At 69.4% G+C, this 17,702-nt stretch carries 15 protein-coding genes; 3 read left to right on the top strand and 12 right to left on the bottom strand.

Features of this window, described 5'->3' with window-relative positions:
* Nucleotides 1-65: 65 nt before the first annotated feature.
* The 11 genes from MFF06_RS13625 to MFF06_RS13575 form a co-directional block, all read right to left on the bottom strand.
* On the bottom strand, nt 66-941 hold the full coding sequence (locus MFF06_RS13625; protein WP_238204695.1) for an S-methyl-5'-thioadenosine phosphorylase: 876 nt from the start codon (nt 939-941) through the stop codon (nt 66-68).
* 110 nt (nt 942-1,051) lie between these two features.
* Complete coding sequence (locus tag MFF06_RS13620) at nt 1,052-1,969, bottom strand: cytochrome c1 (RefSeq protein WP_238204694.1); 918 nt, start codon at nt 1,967-1,969, stop codon at nt 1,052-1,054.
* A gap of 22 nt (nt 1,970-1,991) precedes the next feature.
* Complete coding sequence (locus MFF06_RS13615) at nt 1,992-3,281, bottom strand: cytochrome b (RefSeq protein WP_238204692.1); 1,290 nt, start codon at nt 3,279-3,281, stop codon at nt 1,992-1,994.
* A gap of 16 nt (nt 3,282-3,297) precedes the next feature.
* Nucleotides 3,298-3,870 carry a ubiquinol-cytochrome c reductase iron-sulfur subunit gene (gene petA / locus MFF06_RS13610; protein ID WP_238204690.1) on the bottom strand — a complete coding sequence of 191 codons (573 nt, stop codon included), beginning with the start codon at nt 3,868-3,870 and terminating at the stop codon, nt 3,298-3,300.
* 371 nt (nt 3,871-4,241) lie between these two features.
* Nucleotides 4,242-6,107 carry an ABC transporter ATP-binding protein gene (locus tag MFF06_RS13605; RefSeq protein WP_238204688.1) on the bottom strand — a complete coding sequence of 622 codons (1,866 nt, stop codon included), beginning with the start codon at nt 6,105-6,107 and terminating at the stop codon, nt 4,242-4,244.
* Nucleotides 6,108-6,216: 109 nt separating this feature from the next.
* The gene (locus MFF06_RS13600; protein WP_238204686.1) at nt 6,217-6,804 is read right to left on the bottom strand and encodes an AprI/Inh family metalloprotease inhibitor; all 588 of its coding nucleotides are present in this window, start codon (nt 6,802-6,804) and stop codon (nt 6,217-6,219) included.
* Between the two features lie 279 nt (nt 6,805-7,083).
* The gene (locus MFF06_RS13595; RefSeq protein ID WP_238204684.1) at nt 7,084-7,908 is read right to left on the bottom strand and encodes a succinate dehydrogenase iron-sulfur subunit; all 825 of its coding nucleotides are present in this window, start codon (nt 7,906-7,908) and stop codon (nt 7,084-7,086) included.
* A gap of 98 nt (nt 7,909-8,006) precedes the next feature.
* Nucleotides 8,007-9,821 carry a succinate dehydrogenase flavoprotein subunit gene (gene sdhA, locus MFF06_RS13590; protein WP_238204682.1) on the bottom strand — a complete coding sequence of 605 codons (1,815 nt, stop codon included), beginning with the start codon at nt 9,819-9,821 and terminating at the stop codon, nt 8,007-8,009.
* A 100-nt stretch (nt 9,822-9,921) separates the two neighbouring features.
* Entirely contained in the window at nt 9,922-10,344 is a 423-nt protein-coding gene (gene sdhD / locus MFF06_RS13585) for a succinate dehydrogenase, hydrophobic membrane anchor protein (protein ID WP_238204680.1), read from the bottom strand.
* Between the two features lie 12 nt (nt 10,345-10,356).
* Complete coding sequence (gene sdhC, locus MFF06_RS13580; protein WP_238204678.1) at nt 10,357-10,758, bottom strand: succinate dehydrogenase, cytochrome b556 subunit; 402 nt, start codon at nt 10,756-10,758, stop codon at nt 10,357-10,359.
* Between the two features lie 130 nt (nt 10,759-10,888).
* On the bottom strand, nt 10,889-12,190 hold the full coding sequence (locus MFF06_RS13575) for an SLC13 family permease (protein ID WP_283207274.1): 1,302 nt from the start codon (nt 12,188-12,190) through the stop codon (nt 10,889-10,891).
* Nucleotides 12,191-12,630: 440 nt separating this feature from the next.
* On the opposite strand from MFF06_RS13575, the gene MFF06_RS13570 reads away from it, so the two are divergent.
* Entirely contained in the window at nt 12,631-14,802 is a 2,172-nt protein-coding gene (locus MFF06_RS13570) for a TonB-dependent receptor (RefSeq protein ID WP_238204676.1), read from the top strand.
* A gap of 4 nt (nt 14,803-14,806) precedes the next feature.
* Here MFF06_RS13570 and MFF06_RS13565 read toward each other — a convergent pair whose 3' ends face one another.
* On the bottom strand, nt 14,807-16,300 hold the full coding sequence (locus MFF06_RS13565) for an AMP nucleosidase (protein ID WP_238204674.1): 1,494 nt from the start codon (nt 16,298-16,300) through the stop codon (nt 14,807-14,809).
* 125 nt (nt 16,301-16,425) lie between these two features.
* Here MFF06_RS13565 and tsaA point away from each other — a divergent pair, with 125 nt between their 5' ends.
* The gene (gene tsaA, locus MFF06_RS13560) at nt 16,426-16,923 is read left to right on the top strand and encodes a tRNA (N6-threonylcarbamoyladenosine(37)-N6)-methyltransferase TrmO (RefSeq protein WP_238204672.1); all 498 of its coding nucleotides are present in this window, start codon (nt 16,426-16,428) and stop codon (nt 16,921-16,923) included.
* Nucleotides 16,920-17,612, top strand: coding sequence for an SGNH/GDSL hydrolase family protein (locus MFF06_RS13555; RefSeq protein WP_238204670.1), 693 nt, complete (start codon nt 16,920-16,922; stop codon nt 17,610-17,612). Before tsaA ends, MFF06_RS13555 begins: the two co-directional genes overlap by 4 nt.
* Nucleotides 17,613-17,702 lie beyond the last annotated feature (90 nt).

Genomic DNA, 17,702 nt, shown 5'->3' with positions numbered 1-17,702 from the left:
CGGGGGCCGCCGACTGCTTCTAGATGACGGGGCCGTGGGAAGGAACTCGCCCCACGGGAAGGGGCCTACACGCCGAGCACTCGCCCCGCCACGGCGTCGAGCTTGGCGAGCAACGCGGGATCGCGCACGGACGGCGCCGTCATGATCGCGCCGTCGAGCGCCGTGTGGGAGCCGACCGGACAGGGCTGACGCTCGGCCGGGAAGTCGCGGGCGAGGCGCGCCACGACACGCGCCGCCTTGTCGGCGTTGGCGCGGGCGACGGCGACCACAGCGGCCACGTCCACGGCGTCGTGGCCCGGGTGCCAGCAATCGAAATCCGTCACCATGGCGATGGTGGCGTAGGTGATCTCCGCCTCACGGGCGAGCTTCGCCTCGGGCATGTTGGTCATGCCGATCACGTCGAACCCCTGCGCCTTGTAGGCCCGGGATTCGGCGAGCGAGGAGAATTGCGGCCCCTCCATGCAGACATAGGTGCCGCCGCGATGGACGGTGACGCCCTCCGCCTTGGCGGCGGCGGCGATGCGGTCCTGCAGGGCCGGTCCGACCGGATGGGCGAGGGAGACGTGGGCGACGCAGCCGTTGCCGAAGAAGGAGGAGGCGCGCCCGTGGGTGCGATCCACGAACTGATCGACCAGCACGAACAGGCCGGGCGGCAATTCCTCGCGGAAGGAGCCGCAGGCCGAGAGGGACACGATGTCGGTGACGCCCGCCCGCTTCATCGCGTCGATGTTGGCGCGGTAGTCGATGCCCGAGGGCGACAGGCGGTGGCCCCGGCCGTGGCGGGCGAGGAAGACGACCTTGGTGTCGCCGATCCGGCCGATCCGCAGGGCGTCGGACGGCTCGCCCCAGGGGGACGCGACGCGCTCCTCGCGCAGATCCTCAAGGCCCGGCAGGTCGTAGACCCCCGATCCCCCGATCACTCCCAAGACCGCTGCCGTCATGCCGATAGTCCCGCGCCTCGCTCCGGCCGCGGTAGCATGCCCCCGGCGCCCAAAAAAGATGGGCCTCCCCGGAGGGGGAGGCCCACGACACGTTCACGCTCGGGTGGCTCTCACCACGCCTTGTGCAGTTCCGGCTGAAGCCCGTGGACCTCGCCGCCGGCCTGCGCCCAGATCTTCTTCTTCACGTAGTAGAGAAGGCCGGATAGGACGATGAGGAAGAGGATCACCCGGAATCCGAGGGCCTTGCGGTCCATCATGTGCGGCTCGGCGGCCCACATCAGGAAGGCCGAAACGTCCTTGGCGTACTGATCCTTCGTCTCAGGAGCGACGGGGTTGCCCTTGTCGTCCTTCGCGTAGGTCACCTGCCCGTCCGAGATCGGCGGCGGCATCGCGATGACGTGGCCGGGGTAATACTTGTTGTAGTAACCGCTCTCCGGCATCTGGAACCCCTTCGGCGGGTCCTCGTACCCGTTGAGGAGGCCGTGGATGTAGTCCGGGCCCTGCTCCGAGTAGCCGACGAAGGGCAGCCAATCGTAGAGGAAGGTGAGGTTGCCGCGCGAGAAAGTCCGCGCCTTGGCGATCACCGAGAAGTCCGGCGGCGCCTTGCCGCCATTGGCCGCCGCGGCGGCCTGATCGTTCGGGAAGGGCGGCGGGAAGGAATCGGCCGGGCGGCCCGGCCGCTCGAACATCTCGCCCGCGTCGTTCGGGCCGTCCTTGACCTGATAGGTCGCGGCGAGTGCCTTCACCTGAGCCGCGGAGAAATCGGGCCCGCCGTCCTGCGCGAGGTTGCGGAAGGAGACGAGCTTCATCGAGTGGCAGCTGGCGCAGACCTCCTTGTAGACTTGGAAGCCCCGCTGCAGCTGCGCGGTGTCGAAGCGGCCGAACATGCCGGCGAAGCTCCAACTCACCCGCGGCGGCACCGGGCCGCCGTGGGCGTCCTCAGCCCGCGCGGGGGCGCCGAGGAGGATGGACGCCAGGGCGGCCGCGAGGGCCGCCGAGGTCAGGCGGGTCGTAGACAGGCGGGTCATGGTCATCACAATCCGTCGTCCCTCAGCCCTTGGTCGGTGGTGCGGCGGCGGCACCCGCCGGCATGCCCGGCCCACCCTGCACTTGCTTGCCCGGACCCGTCACGCTCTCGAGGATCGATCCCGGCAGCGGGCTCGGCGTCTCGAACAGGCCGCAGAGCGGCATCACCAGCAGGAAGTGCGCGAAGTAGTAGGCCGTGCAGACCTGCGAGGCGATGACGTAGCCACCCTCCGGCGGCTGCGAGCCGAGCCAGCCCAGCAGCAGGACCACGCCGAGGAACACCCACATGAACTGCCGGTAGATCGGCCGGTAGTTGCACGAGCGGATGCGCGACGTGTCGAGCCACGGCGCGAAGGCCAGGATGATCACCGCCGAGAACATCAGGATGACGCCGCCGAGCTTGCTCGGGACCGCGCGAAGGATCGCGTAGAAGGGCAGGAAGTACCATTCCGGCACGATGTGCGCGGGCGTCACCGCCGGGTTCGCCTGGATGTAGTTGTCCGCGTGGCCGAGGTAGTTCGGCATGAAGAACAGGAACCACGCGAACAGGATCATGAACACCACGACGGCGAAGGCGTCCTTGATCGTGGCATAGGGCGTGAAGGGAACCACGTCCTTGCCCGACTTCACCGGGATGCCGGTCGGGTTGTTCTGGCCGGTGACGTGCAGCGCCCAGACGTGGAGGACGACGACGCCGGCGATCATCCACGGAAGGAGATAATGCAGCGAGAAGAAGCGATTAACGGTCGGGTTACCCACGGAGTAACCGCCCCAGAGGAGGCTCTGGATGGTGTCGCCCACCACCGGGATCGCCGCCAGGATGTTGGTGATGACTGTGGCGCCCCAGAAGCTCATCTGGCCCCACGGCAGCGTATATCCGAGGAAGGCGGTGGCCATCATCAGCAGGTAGATCACGACGCCGAGGATATAGAGCACCTCACGGGGCGCCTTGTATGACCCATAGTAGAGCGCGCGGAACATGTGGACGTAGACCGCCACGAAGAACATCGAGGCGCCGTTGGCATGGGCGTAGCGCAACAGCCAGCCGTAGTTGACGTCGCGCATGATCTTCTCGACGGAGGTGAAGGCCCCCGTGGCGGACGGCTCGTAATGCATCGCCAGCCACACGCCGGTGATGATCTGGATGCCGAGGAAGGCCGCGAGGATCGCGCCGAAGGTCCAGAAGTAGTTCAGGTTCCGGGGCACCGGATACGCAATGAACGACGAATGGACGAGACCGACGATGGGCAGCCGGGCCTCGAACCATTTCGCGACGCGTCCCTTGGGGACGTAGGTGCTGGCGGTACCGCTCATCTCAAGCCTCGACTTCTCAGGCCTCGCCCCTGCCGCCAGCCGGTTCGCCGATGCGAATCTTGGAATCCGACTGGAAGGCGTAGGGCGGAATCGGAAGGTTGATCGGCGCGGGGCCCTGGCGGACGCGGCCGACGGCATCGAACTGGGACCCGTGACACGGGCAGGCCCAGCCCTCGTAATTGCCCTGGTGGCCGATCGGCACGCAGCCCAGGTGGGTGCAGTTGCCGTAGACCACGAGCCATTGGTCATGGCCGCTCTTCACGCGGCTGTCGAAAGCGGCGGGATCGATCATCGCAGACAGCGCGATCCCCTTCATGTCCGTGACCTCCTTGGAGGTCAGCTTGCGCACGAAGATCAGCTTGCCGCGCCAGAAGACGTTGACGATCTGCCCGTCTTGGATCGGCGCGAGGTCCACCTCGATCGGGGCGCCGGCGGCGATCACGTCGGCGTCCGGCGCCATGGAGGCGACGAAGGGCCATGCGACGGCGCCCGCGCCCACGGCAAGGCCGGCCCCTGTGGCGAGGAACAGGAAATCGCGGCGATTGCCGTCGTGAGACGCATCGGCGGGAGCGGCGGTGCTGTTCGCCAAGGGCTCATCTCTCCGAGGTCGCGGGTCGCGGGTCAGGTTTCGCCGGCGGCGAACCCCCACGACCACAGCATTATGGTTCTAAACTGTGCAATGCGACCGGCCGTCGCCTCAAGTCAAGACGCCTTCGCGCCCCGTCTCCGAGAACGGCGAAGACTCCCGGTGAAATGTGAGGCGGCCGCGCTCGCCAGGCCGTTGGCGACGACGCCGCGCTCCTCCCTAAGACACTGCGGAGGATGCAGAAACTCCATCGGTGCGCCGGTCCTGTTGCCGGCAGGACAAAGGTGCCCGGCCATGGGCGTCCCGCCGCCCGTTGCGCGAGGGGCGATATCGCAGGTGCGAAGCCCTGCGCTGTCGGGTCACCCGGCCGTGCCCTACTCGGCAGCGTCTTCGAAGGGCGCGGTGCGGTCGGGCAGGAAGCCGCCCGATTGCCGCTCCCACAGGCCCGCATAGATCCCGCCCTGGGCGACGAGTTCGGCATGGGTGCCCTCCTCGACGATGCGACCGGCCTCGATCACCACCAAGCGGTCCATCGCGGCGATGGTCGAGAGGCGGTGGGCGATGGCCAGCACCGTCTTCCCGGCCATCAGCGTGTCGAGGGATTGCTGGATCGCCGCCTCGACTTGGCTGTCGAGGGCGGAGGTCGCCTCGTCGAGAATCAGGATCGGCGCGTCCTTCAGCATCACCCGAGCGATGGCGATGCGCTGGCGCTGACCGCCGGAGAGCTTCACGCCGCGCTCGCCCACATGGGCCTCCAGCCCCCGCCGCCCCTTGTGGTCCACGAGGTCGGCGATGAACCCGTCGGCATGGGCGAGGCGCGCCGCCCGCATCACCTCGGCGTCGGTGGCCTGCGGGCGGCCGTAGGCGATGTTGTCGCGGATCGAGCGGTGGAGCAGCGAGGTGTCCTGGCTCACCATCGCCACCGCCTCGCGCAGGGACGATTGCGTCACCGTCGCGATGTCCTGGCCGTCGATCAGGATTCGCCCACTCTCGACGTCGTGGAGGCGCAGCAGCAAGGAGGCCAGGGTGGATTTGCCCGCCCCGCTCACGCCAACCAGTCCGACACGCTCCCCGGCCCGCACGGTGAGGGTGAAATCCTCGATAATCGAGGCATCGCCCCGGCCGTAGTGGAAGCCGACGCCGTCGTATCGGATCTCCCCACCCCGGACGGCCAGCGCCGTAGCGCCGGGGGCATCGACGAGGCCGTGGGGGCGGCTGATCGTCTGCATGCTTTCCTGGATCACCCCGACATTTTCGAAGACGCCGCGCACCGTCTGCATCACCCAGCCGGACATGGCGATAAGGCGAAGCACCAGCGCGAGGCCCGCCGACGCCTCGCCCGTGGTCATGCCGCCCTTCTGCCAGAGCAGGAGGCAGCAGGCCGCCGTCGCGAGCAGCAGCGCGCTGTTCAGGATTCCGAGCAGGCTCGTGGTGGCGGTCACGAGCCGGAACTGGTGGAGATAGGTGTCGGTGTTGAGCCGCACCGCATCGCGCACCGCCGCCCGCTCCTCCCGGTCCCGGGCGAAGAGCTTGACGGTGAGGATGTTGGTGTAGCTGTCGACCACCCGGCCGATCAGGGCCGAGCGCGTCTCGGCAGTGGCGTGCGAGCGCGTCCGGGCGCGGGGCACGAACCACGTCGTGAGGGCGGCGTAGCAGCCGAGCCAGACCACCACCGGAAGCGCCAGCCAGGGCGAGATCGAGCCGAACAGCCCGACCGCCGTCAGCGCGTAGATCGCGACGTAGAGCAGCGTGTCGATGAAGACGACGGCGAGTTCCCGCACCGCCGGGCCGACCTGCACGATCCTGTTGGCGAGGCGCCCCGCGAAGTCGCCCTGGAAGTAAGAGAGCGAGTGACCGAGCGTGTAGAGATGGGCGCGCCAGCGGATCAGGTTGGTGGTCTGCGGCACCACGAGCTGGTTCGACAGCACCTCGTGCGCCCAGATCGACAGGGGCCGCACCACCGCGACGAGCAGCACAGCGAGGCCGATGGCGGTTCCGTGATCGGTGAGGACGTTCGCCCGGTCCGCCGTCGCGAGCAGATCGATGAACCACCGCATCACGAGGTAGAGGGACGCCTCGACGGTGCCCGCGATGACCGCAATGACGAACAGCGCGACGAGGGCGCCCCGGACGGGACGCAGGTAGAAGGCGACAAACCCACCCACCGTCTTCGGGGGCATCCGCGTCTCATCGAAGGGCGCGAAGGGGTCGATTCGCCGTTCGAGCCAATCGAGAAACATGCTGTACCGGCTGCTGGTGTCGGCCCCTTCATGTAAGGGGCGCGGCGCCGCGGCCAAGCGACCGCGACGCTGTGCCGGTGAGGCGGGCGCCCGCGCGGGGCGCCGAAGCTCAGCGATTGAGGGCCAGCGAAGCGCCGGACTTCGTGAGCGCGCCGTCCAGACCCACGCCGCCCTGGCGCAGGCGGGCGGCCACCGTGCCGCCGGGCTGGTAGAGGTAGACCTCGCCGTCGCGGTAATCCCAGGCCGAGATGCGGCTGAGTTCCTTGTTCTGGCAGCCCGAGGTGGAGGCCTTGTACAGGTCGAGGGAGGGCGAGCTCGACAGGGTGACACGGCAGGTCGCGCCGGTGGCGTCGCGGGCATCCCACCCGCCGACGACGCCCGCACGGCCCGTGTTGACCACCGGGCGCGGCGCGGGCGGCGGCGCCACCGGCTCGGCGATGACGGTGGAGGCACCCGGGTTGGCGGCGGCGACCGGCCCCGGCGCGGGGATCACATCGGGGCTGGCGGAGGCGCCCGGCGGGGGCGCCAGGGGTTCCGCCGTCACCGTACCGGAGGGGATCGCTGCTACGGGCGCCTCGAAATCGGCCCGGGGGCCGGGAGCGCGGGTGCGCGGGCCTTCCAGACGGTCCGAGGCGCAGGCGCCGAGGCCCGCGCTGAGGCAGAGGGCGGCAATCGTCGAGAAACGCGGGCGCAGCATCGTTCCACCAGGCTGGAGCTTGGGGTCACCACGCATCCTCCGGAGGGCGGGGAACGCCCTCGGACGATGCCCCGCCTGCCTTCCCGGTAATTGCGCTCGCCACAAGGCGGGCTCGGCCGCCGGGCCGCGATCGGGCGGGATGGACGGGCTTTTCCCCGGGGTGTTGCGAGCGCGCCTCACTGCCGGGCGGCGGCCCGCTCCGCGCCAACGAAAAAAGCGATGCGGCGGGATCACCGCCGCATCGCTTCGGAAACGCGTGAGGGACCTGCGGTCCGTCCGTCAGACGGCGCGCTCGACCATCATCTTCTTGATCTCGGCGATGGCCTTCGCCGGGTTCAAGCCCTTCGGGCAGGTGTTGGCGCAGTTCATGATCGTGTGGCAGCGATACAGCCGGAACGGGTCATGCAGGTTGTCGAGCCGCGCGCCGGTGTTCTCGTCCCGGGAATCGATCAGCCAGCGATAGGCCTGGAGCAGGGCCGCCGGTCCTAAGAACTTCTCGCCGTTCCACCAGTAGCTCGGGCACGAGGTCGAACAGCAGGCGCAGAGGATGCATTCGTACAGGCCGTCGAGGCGGGCACGGTCCTCCGGCGTCTGGCGCCACTCCTTCTCCGGCGACGGCGTGTCGGTCTGGAGCCAGGGCTCGATGGCGGCGTGCTGCGCGTAGAAGTTGGTCAGGTCCGGCACCAGATCCTTCAGCACCGGCATGTGCGGCAGCGGATAGATGCGGATGGCGCCGTCCTTGTCCTTGCGGGTCAGGATCGGGAGGGCGTTGTCGGGGCTCTTGCACTCGTCGATGCCCATGGTGCAGGCGAGCGCGTTCTGCCCCTCGATGTTCATGGCGCAGGAGCCGCAGATGCCCTCGCGGCAGGAGCGGCGGAAGACCAGTGTCGAATCGACCTTGTTCTTGATCCACAGCAGGGCGTCGAGCACCATCGGGCCGCAATCGTCCCGATCGACGAGATAGGTGTCGACCCGCGGGTTCTGGCCGTCATCCGGGTTCCAGCGGTAGATCCGGAAGGTTTGGAGGTTCTTCGCCCCCGCCGGCGCCGGCCAGGACTTGCCCGCCGTGATCTGCGAGTTCTTCGGAAGGTTGAACTGGGCCATGGGCTTGATCGAGTCCGCAAAGGCAGGTCGCAAGGGTATTGCGAGGGAGCGGATCGCCGAGGAACCCGCTCCCGAGAGATGTCATGCGATGGAGCGGATCAGTACACGCGCGCCTTCGGCTCGATGTACTGGATCTCGTTCGACATCGTGTAGGTATGCACCGGGCGATAATCGATGGTGACGCCGCCGCCATCGCCGATCCAGGCGAGGGTGTGCTTCATCCAATCCTTGTCGTCGCGGTCCGGGAAGTCCTCGCGGGCGTGGGCCCCGCGCGATTCCTTGCGGTTGGCCGCCGATTCCATGGTCACGACGGCCTGACCGATGAGGTTGTCGAACTCCAGGGTCTCCAGGAGGTCGGTGTTCCACACCAGCGAGCGGTCGGTGATCTTCACGTCGGAGGCGGCGTCGTGGACCTTGTGGATCAGGCCGCGGCCCTCTTCCAGCACCTCGCCGGTACGGAAGACGGCGCAGTTGTTCTGCATGGTCTTCTGCATCTCGGCGCGCAGTTCGGCGGTGGCCGTGTTGCCGTTGGCGTAGCGGAAGCGGTCGAGGCGGGCGAGCGCCTTGTCGGTGGCGCCCTTCGGCAGTTCCATCGCCCGCCCGTTGGGCTCGACGATCTCGGCGCAGCGCTTGCCGGCGGCGCGGCCGAACACCACGAGGTCGATGAGCGAGTTGGAGCCGAGGCGGTTCGCCCCGTGCACCGACACGCAGGCCGCCTCGCCGATGGCCATCAGGCCCGGCACCACCGTATCGGGGTTGCCGTCCTTCAAGGTCAGTACCTCCCCGTGATAGTTCGTGGGGATGCCGCCCATGTTGTAGTGCACGGTCGGGATGACCGGGATCGGCTCCTTGGTCACGTCGACGCCCGCGAAGATCTTCGCGCTCTCCGAGATGCCGGGCAGGCGCTCGTGCAGGATCTTCGGGTCGAGGTGGTCGAGGTGCAGATAGATGTGGTCCTTGTTCTTGCCGACGCCGCGGCCGTCGCGGATCTCCATGGTCATGGAGCGCGAGACGACGTCGCGGGAGGCCAGGTCCTTCGCGGACGGCGCATACCGCTCCATGAAGCGCTCGCCCTCGGAATTCGTGAGGTAGCCGCCCTCGCCGCGCGACCCTTCCGTGATGAGGCAGCCCGCGCCGTAGATGCCGGTGGGGTGGAACTGCACGAACTCCATGTCCTGCAGGGGCAGGCCGGCGCGCAGCACCATGGCGTTGCCGTCACCCGTGCAGGTGTGGGCGGATGTCGCCGAGAAGTAGGCGCGGCCGTAACCGCCCGTGGCCAAGATGGTCTGCTGGGCGCGGAAGCGGTGGATCTCGCCGGTCGCCTGATCGAGGGCGATGACGCCCCGGCAGCGGCCCTCCTCGTCCATGATGAGGTCGAGGGCGAAGTACTCGATGAAGAAGTCGGTCTTGTTCTTCACCGCCTGCCCGTAGAGGGTGTGCAGCATGGCGTGGCCGGTGCGGTCGGCCGCCGCGCAGGTGCGCTGGGCAGTGCCCTTGCCGTAGTCGGTGGTCATGCCGCCGAAGGGCCGCTGGTAGATCTTGCCCTCCTCCGTGCGGGAGAACGGCACGCCCCAGTGCTCCAGCTCATAGACCGCCGCCGGGGCGTTGCGCACGAGGTACTCGATGGCGTCCTGGTCGCCGAGCCAGTCCGACCCCTTCACGGTGTCGTACATGTGCCAGCGCCAATCGTCCGGCCCCATGTTGCCGAGGGAGGCCGAGATGCCGCCCTGGGCCGCCACGGTGTGGGAGCGCGTCGGGAACACCTTGGTGATGCAGGCGGTGCGCAGGCCGGCCTGGGAGCAGCCGACCGTGGCGCGCAGGCCCGCGCCGCCGGCGCCGACGATCACCACGTCGAAGGCGTGGTCGTGGATGGTGTAGGCGGGGGCACCGCCGTTCTGTCCGTTCGCGGCCATGATCGGCTCCGAGGCTGGAGTGCTTGCCGCCGGGGCGACCGCCGGTCGGGCAGCAAGCACTGTCGATGGACGGGTGGGAGCCGGATCCGGCTCCCGCAACTCACACGGGCGGCTGGCCGAAGCTCACGCGCAGGATCGCGTACAGGCAGGCCACGGCCACGACGACCGCGTAGAAATTGTTGGCGAAGACCGCCGCGATCTTCGTCGCGGGCGCGTGAACATAGTCATCGATGACCACTTGCATCCCCAGACGCATGTGGATCGTCACCGACAGCACCGCCAGGATCAGGATGAGCGAGACGAAGGGACTACCGACGAGGCGGATTGCCTCAGGGTAGGGCCGCCCGGCCATGCGGGCGATGATCACCACGAAGGCGAGCATCAGCACGACGTTGGCGACGGCGGTGAGCCGCTGCAGCCACCAATGGCCGACGCCGTGGTGGGAGACGCCGAGGCCCCGGACCCGGGCGCGGGGCGTGCGGATCGAGACGGAGGGGTTCTGGCGGGTTGCTTCCTTGGCCATGTCCGTACCTTCCTAGCGGGCCAACAGGCCGACGGCCCACACGATCACGGTCAGCGCGGCGGAGGCGATCAAAGTCAGACGGGCGAGGCCGAGGCGCTGAGTCTTGTCGAAGCCGATGCCCGCATCCCACACGAAGTGGCGGATGCCGCCGAGCATGTGGTGCAGCAGGATCCAGGTGTAGGCGAACAGGATCAGCTTGCCGACGAACGAGCCGAAGAAGCCCGCGACCCACCCATAGGCCGCCGGGCCGGAGGCCAGCGCCACGAGCCAGATCGCCACGAGGGCCGTGCCGCCGTACAGGGCGGTGCCGGTGATGCGGTGGGCCACCGACATCGCCATCGTCCACGTCCAGCGGTAGATCTGGAGGTGCGGCGAGAGCGGCTGGGCCGTCGTCGGTCGGGCAGTGGGAGCCATCGGCGGGGGAACCTCGCGGTTTCGAACTGGACCGTCTCTAATGTGGTACCGCTAGTGTCTGGGGTCTCGGATCGCAAGGCGGCATGGTGCGGCGCAATGCATCGAACCCGATGACAGATCGTCAATTCTGTCATTCCAGCCGTCCCAGCAGCCACCACCATCCGTAATCCAGCGGCGCGGCGACGAGCAGCGAGACGAGACCGAAGGGGACCGTCAGCCGCGCGGCGCGCGCCAGAGTCACCCGGCCGAGTTCGCAGGCGACGACGATCGGCGGCGCTTGGTAGGGAAAGAACAGGGTCGAGTAGCCGATCACCTGGATCGAGACGACGGCGAGCGCCGAGAGGCCGCTCGCCTGCGCCATCTCCTTCGCGAGGGCCGTGTAGAGCGCGGGCGCCCCGTTCGCGGTGACGAGGAGCGCCAACACCGTGCTGATGCCGGTCAGCACGGCGAAGTTCTGCGTCGGCGCACCGGGCGAGAGCGGGGCGACGGCGAGGAGCGCGTGGCCGAGGCGATCCCCCAGGCCGGTGGCGTTCACCGTGGCCACGAGGCCGAGCAACGCGGCGATGTAGAAGCAGGTCCGCAGGCTGACCTGCCCGAAAGCGTCGGCGGGCATCACGCCGATCCCCGGCAGCAGGCAGAGCACCGCCGCCGCGAGCCCGACCCAGGCGGGGGGCAGGCCGTGCAGGCTGTCGGTCATCCACAGGGCCAGCGTGCCGAGCAGGACGACGGCGAGCCGCCGCTCCGCCCCCGAGGCGGGCGGCAGGGCCGGAAGGTCGCCGGCCGGGGCGCTGAGCCGGTCCGGGAACAGCCGCAGGATCAGGCCGACGAGCATCGCCCCCTTGGCCAGGGCTAGTACGGGGAAGTGCAGCACGAGGTAGGACAGATAGGAGAGGTGCAGGCCGAGCAGCCGCTCGGCCGAGCCCGCCATCACGAGATTCGGCACGTTGGCCGGCAGGATGGCCGCCGAGAGGATCGGCGTCGCGACGCCGACGGCGAGCACCGCGCCGTCCCGACCCAGCCGCCCGGCCCCCAGGCCGAAGGCATCGCACAGGGCGAGTGTCACCGGAATCATCAGGGCGATGCGGCCGAGATTGGAGGGCATCACCAGGGCGAGCAGGAAGCTCAAGGTCACGAGCCCGGCGATGAGCCGGCCATAGGAGCCGCCGAGGCGGCGGGCGAGGAGGCGGGCCATCCGCGCGCCGAGGCCGGTGCGGGTCATCCCCTGCCCGACGATCATCCCCGCCAGGACGAGCCAGAACGCCTGGGACGCGAAGCCGGAAAAGACGGTCTCGGCCGGGGCGAGCTTGAACAGCATCGCGAGCGCGAAGAAGGCGAGCGCCGTGACGATCTCGGGCAGGAGCGCGCTCGCCCAGAGCCCCATGCAGAGCACGAGCAGGACCGCCGTGCCCCACAAGGCGCCCTGTCCCTCCACGACCCGAGCCCTCCCCGGCACGCCTTCGATACACCGGATCCTGCGCAGTTCGGAATCGTTCGCAATGCGGCTGTCGTGCACCCAGCCTTCGCGGTTGGCGAAGGCACACACCGCTTCCCCCACGGGAGGACATTGAGGCGGCCGTCGACGATGCGAGACCCGGCGTTGAACCATGGCCCCGGTGTCGGGTCGCCCCGCCCTCGAGAACGCACGTGAATTGCCGTGCAGCGCTCAACTTACCGCTGCAATATCTAGCTAAAAAGCTGGCATAAATGCGATCTAAACATCTTCATTGAAACATATCTAAAACATAACTGGCGATATCAAGCTGCATTGACGTTGATTTTACCGAAGCGCTGTGCGCGATTAGGCACCGTTCGGCGACTCAACGCCCCAACTCCGCGCGAATAACGCTCGGCAATCCAACCAAGACAGACTCGATGACCCGACTTCTTTGCCGCGCGCCCCGGCGCGCCTCTACGTCCGTTTTGCTCGGCCTCCTGCTCAGCCTGGGTGGGATCGGCCATCCCCATGCGGAGGATGCGCCCGCCACGGAGGTTCGGCTCGACGCCCTGACAGTGGAGGCTCCGGCCGGTCCGCGCGGCGTCGTTCCCGCCTATGCCGGAGGGCAGGTAGCGGCGGGGGGCCGGCTCGGTCTCCTCGGCAACGTCGAGGCCGCGAAGTCACCCTTCAGCGTCGCGAGCTACACGGAGACGTTCATCCAGAATCGGCACGCCGCGACGGCCTCGGAAGCCCTGGCGCTCGACCCCTCCGTCCGCGCCACGCAGACGACGGGCGCGCCCTTCGATTCCCTGTACATCCGGGGCTTCCCCAGCAACGAAGGCGTCAGCGGCGAGACCGCCTTCGATGGCCTCTACGGGATTGCCCCGAATTTCCGGGTCTTCGCCGATTACGCCGAGCGGATCGAGGTCCTGAAGGGGCCTTCGGCGGCCCTGTCGGGCATCGCCCCCGCCGGTGGCGTAGGCGGCACCATCAACATCGTGCCGAAGCGGGCGGGGGAGGATTTGACCCGCCTCACGCTCGATTTCGGCTCCCGCGCCCGGGGCGGCGGACAGATCGATATCGCCCGCCGGGGCGGCGAGAATCGCGAGTGGGGCGTGCGCTTCGTCGGCAGCGTCCACGGCGGCGACACCGCCTTCGACCATCAATCCGAGACGACGGGGGTCGGCGCGCTGGCCCTCGATTACCAGGGTGAGCGGTTCCGGGCGTGGCTCTACCTCGTCACGCAAACCGACCGGTTCGATGCGCCGCTTCGACCCTTCCTGCTCAAGACCGGGGTCCCGGTCCCGAAGGCGCCGGATGGCCGCCGGAACCTGACGCAACCCTGGGAAACCTACGCCGGGGATGACCGGGGCGGCCTGCTCCGCCTGGAATACGACCTCGCGCCCTCGCTCACGCTGTTCGGCGATGTCGGCGGTTCGCAAACGGAACTCTCGCGGATCTTCGCCTCAGCGCCGACCATCACGAACCTGCGCGGCGACACGCTCACCGCGCCGCAATTCTACGGCTACGACTCCGATCGCCTCACCGCCGATGGCGGCCTGCGAGCCGGCTTCGACACCGGCTTCGTCCACCACGCCCTCACGGTTCAGGCTTCCTATTACCAGGAAGCGATCGGCCGCTGGCTCTCGCCCGCCGGGCGGAGCTACCGCTCCAATATTGACGATCCCGTTCTCATCCCGGCCTTCCCCGTGCCGGTGAGCGCCGCACGTCCGCGCTTCTACGACAGCACCCTCACGGGCCTGTCGGTCGCCGACACGCTCTCCGTCCTCGACGAGCGTGTGCTGCTCACCCTCGGCGTCAGGCGGCAGACGGTGGAGGCGCGCAACTATGCGGTGAATGTTCCCATCCTTACGAACCGCTACGATCGGAGCGCCCTGAGCCCGTTCGTCGGCGTCGTGCTGCGCGCCACGGACACGCTCTCCGTCTACGGCAACTACATCGAGGGTCTGAGCCGGGGCGAAGTGGCCCCCGCCGTCGCGGCCAATACCGGCACGGCGCTCGCACCTTACGTGGCGCATCAGGTCGAGATTGGCGTGAAGGCGGATTGGGGTACCTTCACCACCACGCTGGCCGCCTTCCGCATCACGAAACCCAGCGGCGAACTCGGCCCCGGCCGAATTTTCGCGCAGACTGGCGAAACGCAGGTCGAGGGCCTTGAATTCGGGGCCTATGGCGAGATCACACCCGGCCTGCGCGCCCTCGGCGGCGTGACCCTGCTCGAAGGCACGCTCACGCGGACCGCCGTCGCCGCGAATGTCGGGCACACGCCCATCGGCGTGCCGCGAGTCCAGCTCAACCTCGGGGCGGAATGGGACATTCCCGGTGCGTCCGGCCTCACCCTCGACGGGGCGGTCGTCCACACTGGGCGGCAGTTCCTCGACGCCGCGAACCTTCAGGCTGTACCGGCCTGGACCCGGCTCGACCTCGGCGCCCGCTACGCGACGCTGGTCGGCGGACGCCGCACGGTGTTCCGCGCCGGCGTGCAGAACGTGACCGGCGCCCGCTACTGGACCGGCGTCGCCTCCTACGGGACCTTCTTCCAGGGCGCGCCGCGCACCTATCTGCTGTCGATGTCGGTGGACCTGTAAACCCCTACCGGAAGGGCGGCTCGTCGAAGCTGCGGAGCTTGCGCGAGTGCAGCCCCGCCCGGTCGGCGCGCAGGTGATCGAGGGCGGCGAGGCCGACCTTGAGGTGTTCCGAGACCGCCCGGTCGTAGAAGGCGTTCGCCGCGCCCGGCAGCTTGATCTCGCCGTGGAGCGGCTTGTCCGAGACGCAGAGGAGCGCGCCGTAGGGCACCCGCAGGCGGTAGCCCTGGGCCGCCACCGTACCGCTTTCCATGTCGACGGCGATGGCCCGCGACTGGTTGATCCGCCGCCGCTCCTGTGTGAACCGCAACTCCCAGTTCCGGTCGTCGTAGGTGACGACGGTCCCGGTGCGCAGGCGCTGCTTCAGGGCGTCGGCGCGCTCCCCCGTCACCTGCGCGGCGGCGGATTGCAGGGCGAGCTGAACCTCGGCCAGGGCCGGCACGGGCACGTCCGGCGGGACCAGTTCGTCGAGGATGCGGTCGCGCCGGAAATAGGCGTGGGCCAGCACGTAGTCGCCGATGGTCTGCGACTGCCGCAGGCCGCCGCAATGGCCGACCATCAGCCAGCAATCCGGGCGCAGCACGGCGAGGTGATCGGTGATCGTCTTGGCGTTCGAGGGGCCGACGCCGATGTTGACCAGCGTCGTGCCCTGGGCCGAGCCGTCGGCGGCCCGCGCGACGAGGTGGTAGGCGGGCATCTGGTGGCGGTGCCAGGGTGAGGCGGCGAGCACCGCCGCCGGGTCGGCCCCGGCCGCCTCCTCCCGCCGGACCACGACGCCGCCGGGCAGCACCATCCGCTCGAAGCCCTCCTCGCCCGAGGCGAGCCGTTCGAGGCCGTGGCGGACGAACTGGTCCACGTAGCGATGGTAGTTGGTGAGCAGGATCCAGGGCTGGACCTCGCGCCAGTCGCAGCCCGTGTAGTGGACGAGGCGGCGCAGCGAATAATCGACCCGCACCCCGTCGAACAGGGCGAGCGGGCGCGGCTCACCCTCCACCATGTCGAAGGTCCCGTCCGCGATCTCATCGCCGACGACCGAGAGCAACGGGACGGGGAAGAAGGTCGCGAGTTCGGCCGCCTCCACCGACCGCGCGCCCGGCTCCAGCCCGGCTTCCAGCACGTAGGGGTAGGGAATCTCCTGGGCGCTGAGGCCCACCTCCAGGGCGACGCCGTAATCGGCCACCAGGGGCTCGATTTGCCGTCGCAGGTAGTCGCGGAAGAAATGGGGGTGGGTGACCGTGGTGGCGTAGGTCCCGCCCGCCTGGAGCTTGGCCGTAGCCCGGCGCAGGCGCGGCAGCGGCCCCTCGGGCGAGTAGGTCACGCGCAGTTCCGGGTAACGGAAGGCCAGCCGCTCGGCGGCGTCCGGCGGCGGGCCGCCGTCGAGGTAGCGTTCCAGCGCCTCCCGCAGCGCCGTGGTGGCGCCGTCGTAGAGGGCGATGAGCTGGCCGATGGCTTCGGCCGCGTCCGTGACGGCCTGCATCGGCCGCAATTCGCGTTCGATCATGTCACCTCCGCTGGCTCCGGGCCATACACCGGCGCGGCCCCCGGCGCGAGACGAGCCCCGCGCCGCGGCCCTTGCGCGCCGCGCCCGCATGGCCGACACGGCGACCGGCAACGGCGGGGACAGCGATGGCGGACGGGGCATTCGGCGTGCGGCCGGGGGAGATCGCGGCGGACCTGCCCGCCACCTTCGACGCCGGCCTGCACTTCATCGGCCGCCTGCGCACGCCCTGGCACGAGCGCGCCGCCTGCCCGAAGAACGGCCTCCAGACGCAGGAGACCTGCACCGTCGAGGTCGATCCGGCCTACGCGCCGGCCCTGAGCCACGTTACCGGCTGCACGCATCTCATCCTGCTCTACTGGATGGACAGGGCCACCCGCGGCCTCCTCGTGCAACGGCCCCGCCACGCGGACGGCCCCCGCGGCACCTTCTCCCTGCGCTCCCCCGCCCGGCCCAACCCGATCGCCCTTTCGGTGGTCGAACTCCTCGGCCGCGACGGCGACCGCCTGAGCGTGCGCGGGCTGGACTGCCTCGACGGCACGCCGCTCCTCGACATCAAACCCTACTACGCCTCGACGGATTCCCGGCCGGACGCGCAGGTCGACCGCGCGGGCGCCGCCCGATGAGAAGGATCGTGCTGCTCGGCCTCGCGGCCGCGATCCTCGCCGGCCTCGGGGGCGTGGTGGGCTGGCGGCTGCACAAGCCCGGCGCCGATTCCCGGGCCTACGCGACCATGCGACTGATCGCGGTGCAGGTCGCCCTCGACGAGGCGCCGGCCGGATACGTGTTCCTGGCGGGCGATTCGCAATCCGAGTTGCAGCCCGCCGACCAGCGGCCCTGCGGCCTGCCCCTCGTCAACGGCGGCGTCAGCGGCGCGACCACCTCCGCCTACGCGGATGACCTCGCCCGCCTGACTTTCGCGACGCGCCCGCAGGCGGCCTCGCTGACCATCGGTACCAACGATCTGCTGCTGAAGAACCGTCCCCGCGGCGAGGACGCGGCAATCCGGTTCGAGGCGGCGGCCGAACGGATCGTCCGGCGCCTCCAGGCGGTGACCGACCGGGTCGTCGTCACCGCCCTCCCCCCGGTGGGGCGGGGAATCGCCAGCCTGGTCGATGCGGGGGCCGTGGCCGACTACTCGGCGCGGCTGAAGGCCCTCTGCGGCCGCCTCGGCTGCACCTTCGCCGACCCCTATGCCGACCTGCGCGACGGCGACACCGGCTTCGCTGAGCCCGGCGCGTTGCGCGACGGACTGCACCTCGCCCGGTTCAGGGCGGCACTCGCGAAGCTGTCTCCAGCGCTGTGCGGGGGGTGATGCTGGTGAGCCCGCCGCCGTCGTTGCTGGCGCGCCTCTTCCCAGCTACATCACCGGGCACATCGGGGAGCGACGACGGAAAAAGCCCAG

Source organism: Methylobacterium aerolatum (genome assembly GCF_022179085.1).
Lineage (GTDB): Bacteria > Pseudomonadota > Alphaproteobacteria > Rhizobiales > Beijerinckiaceae > Methylobacterium > Methylobacterium aerolatum.
The sequence above is the reverse complement of the archived record's forward strand: the minus strand, read 5'-3'. Positions and strand labels throughout refer to the sequence as shown.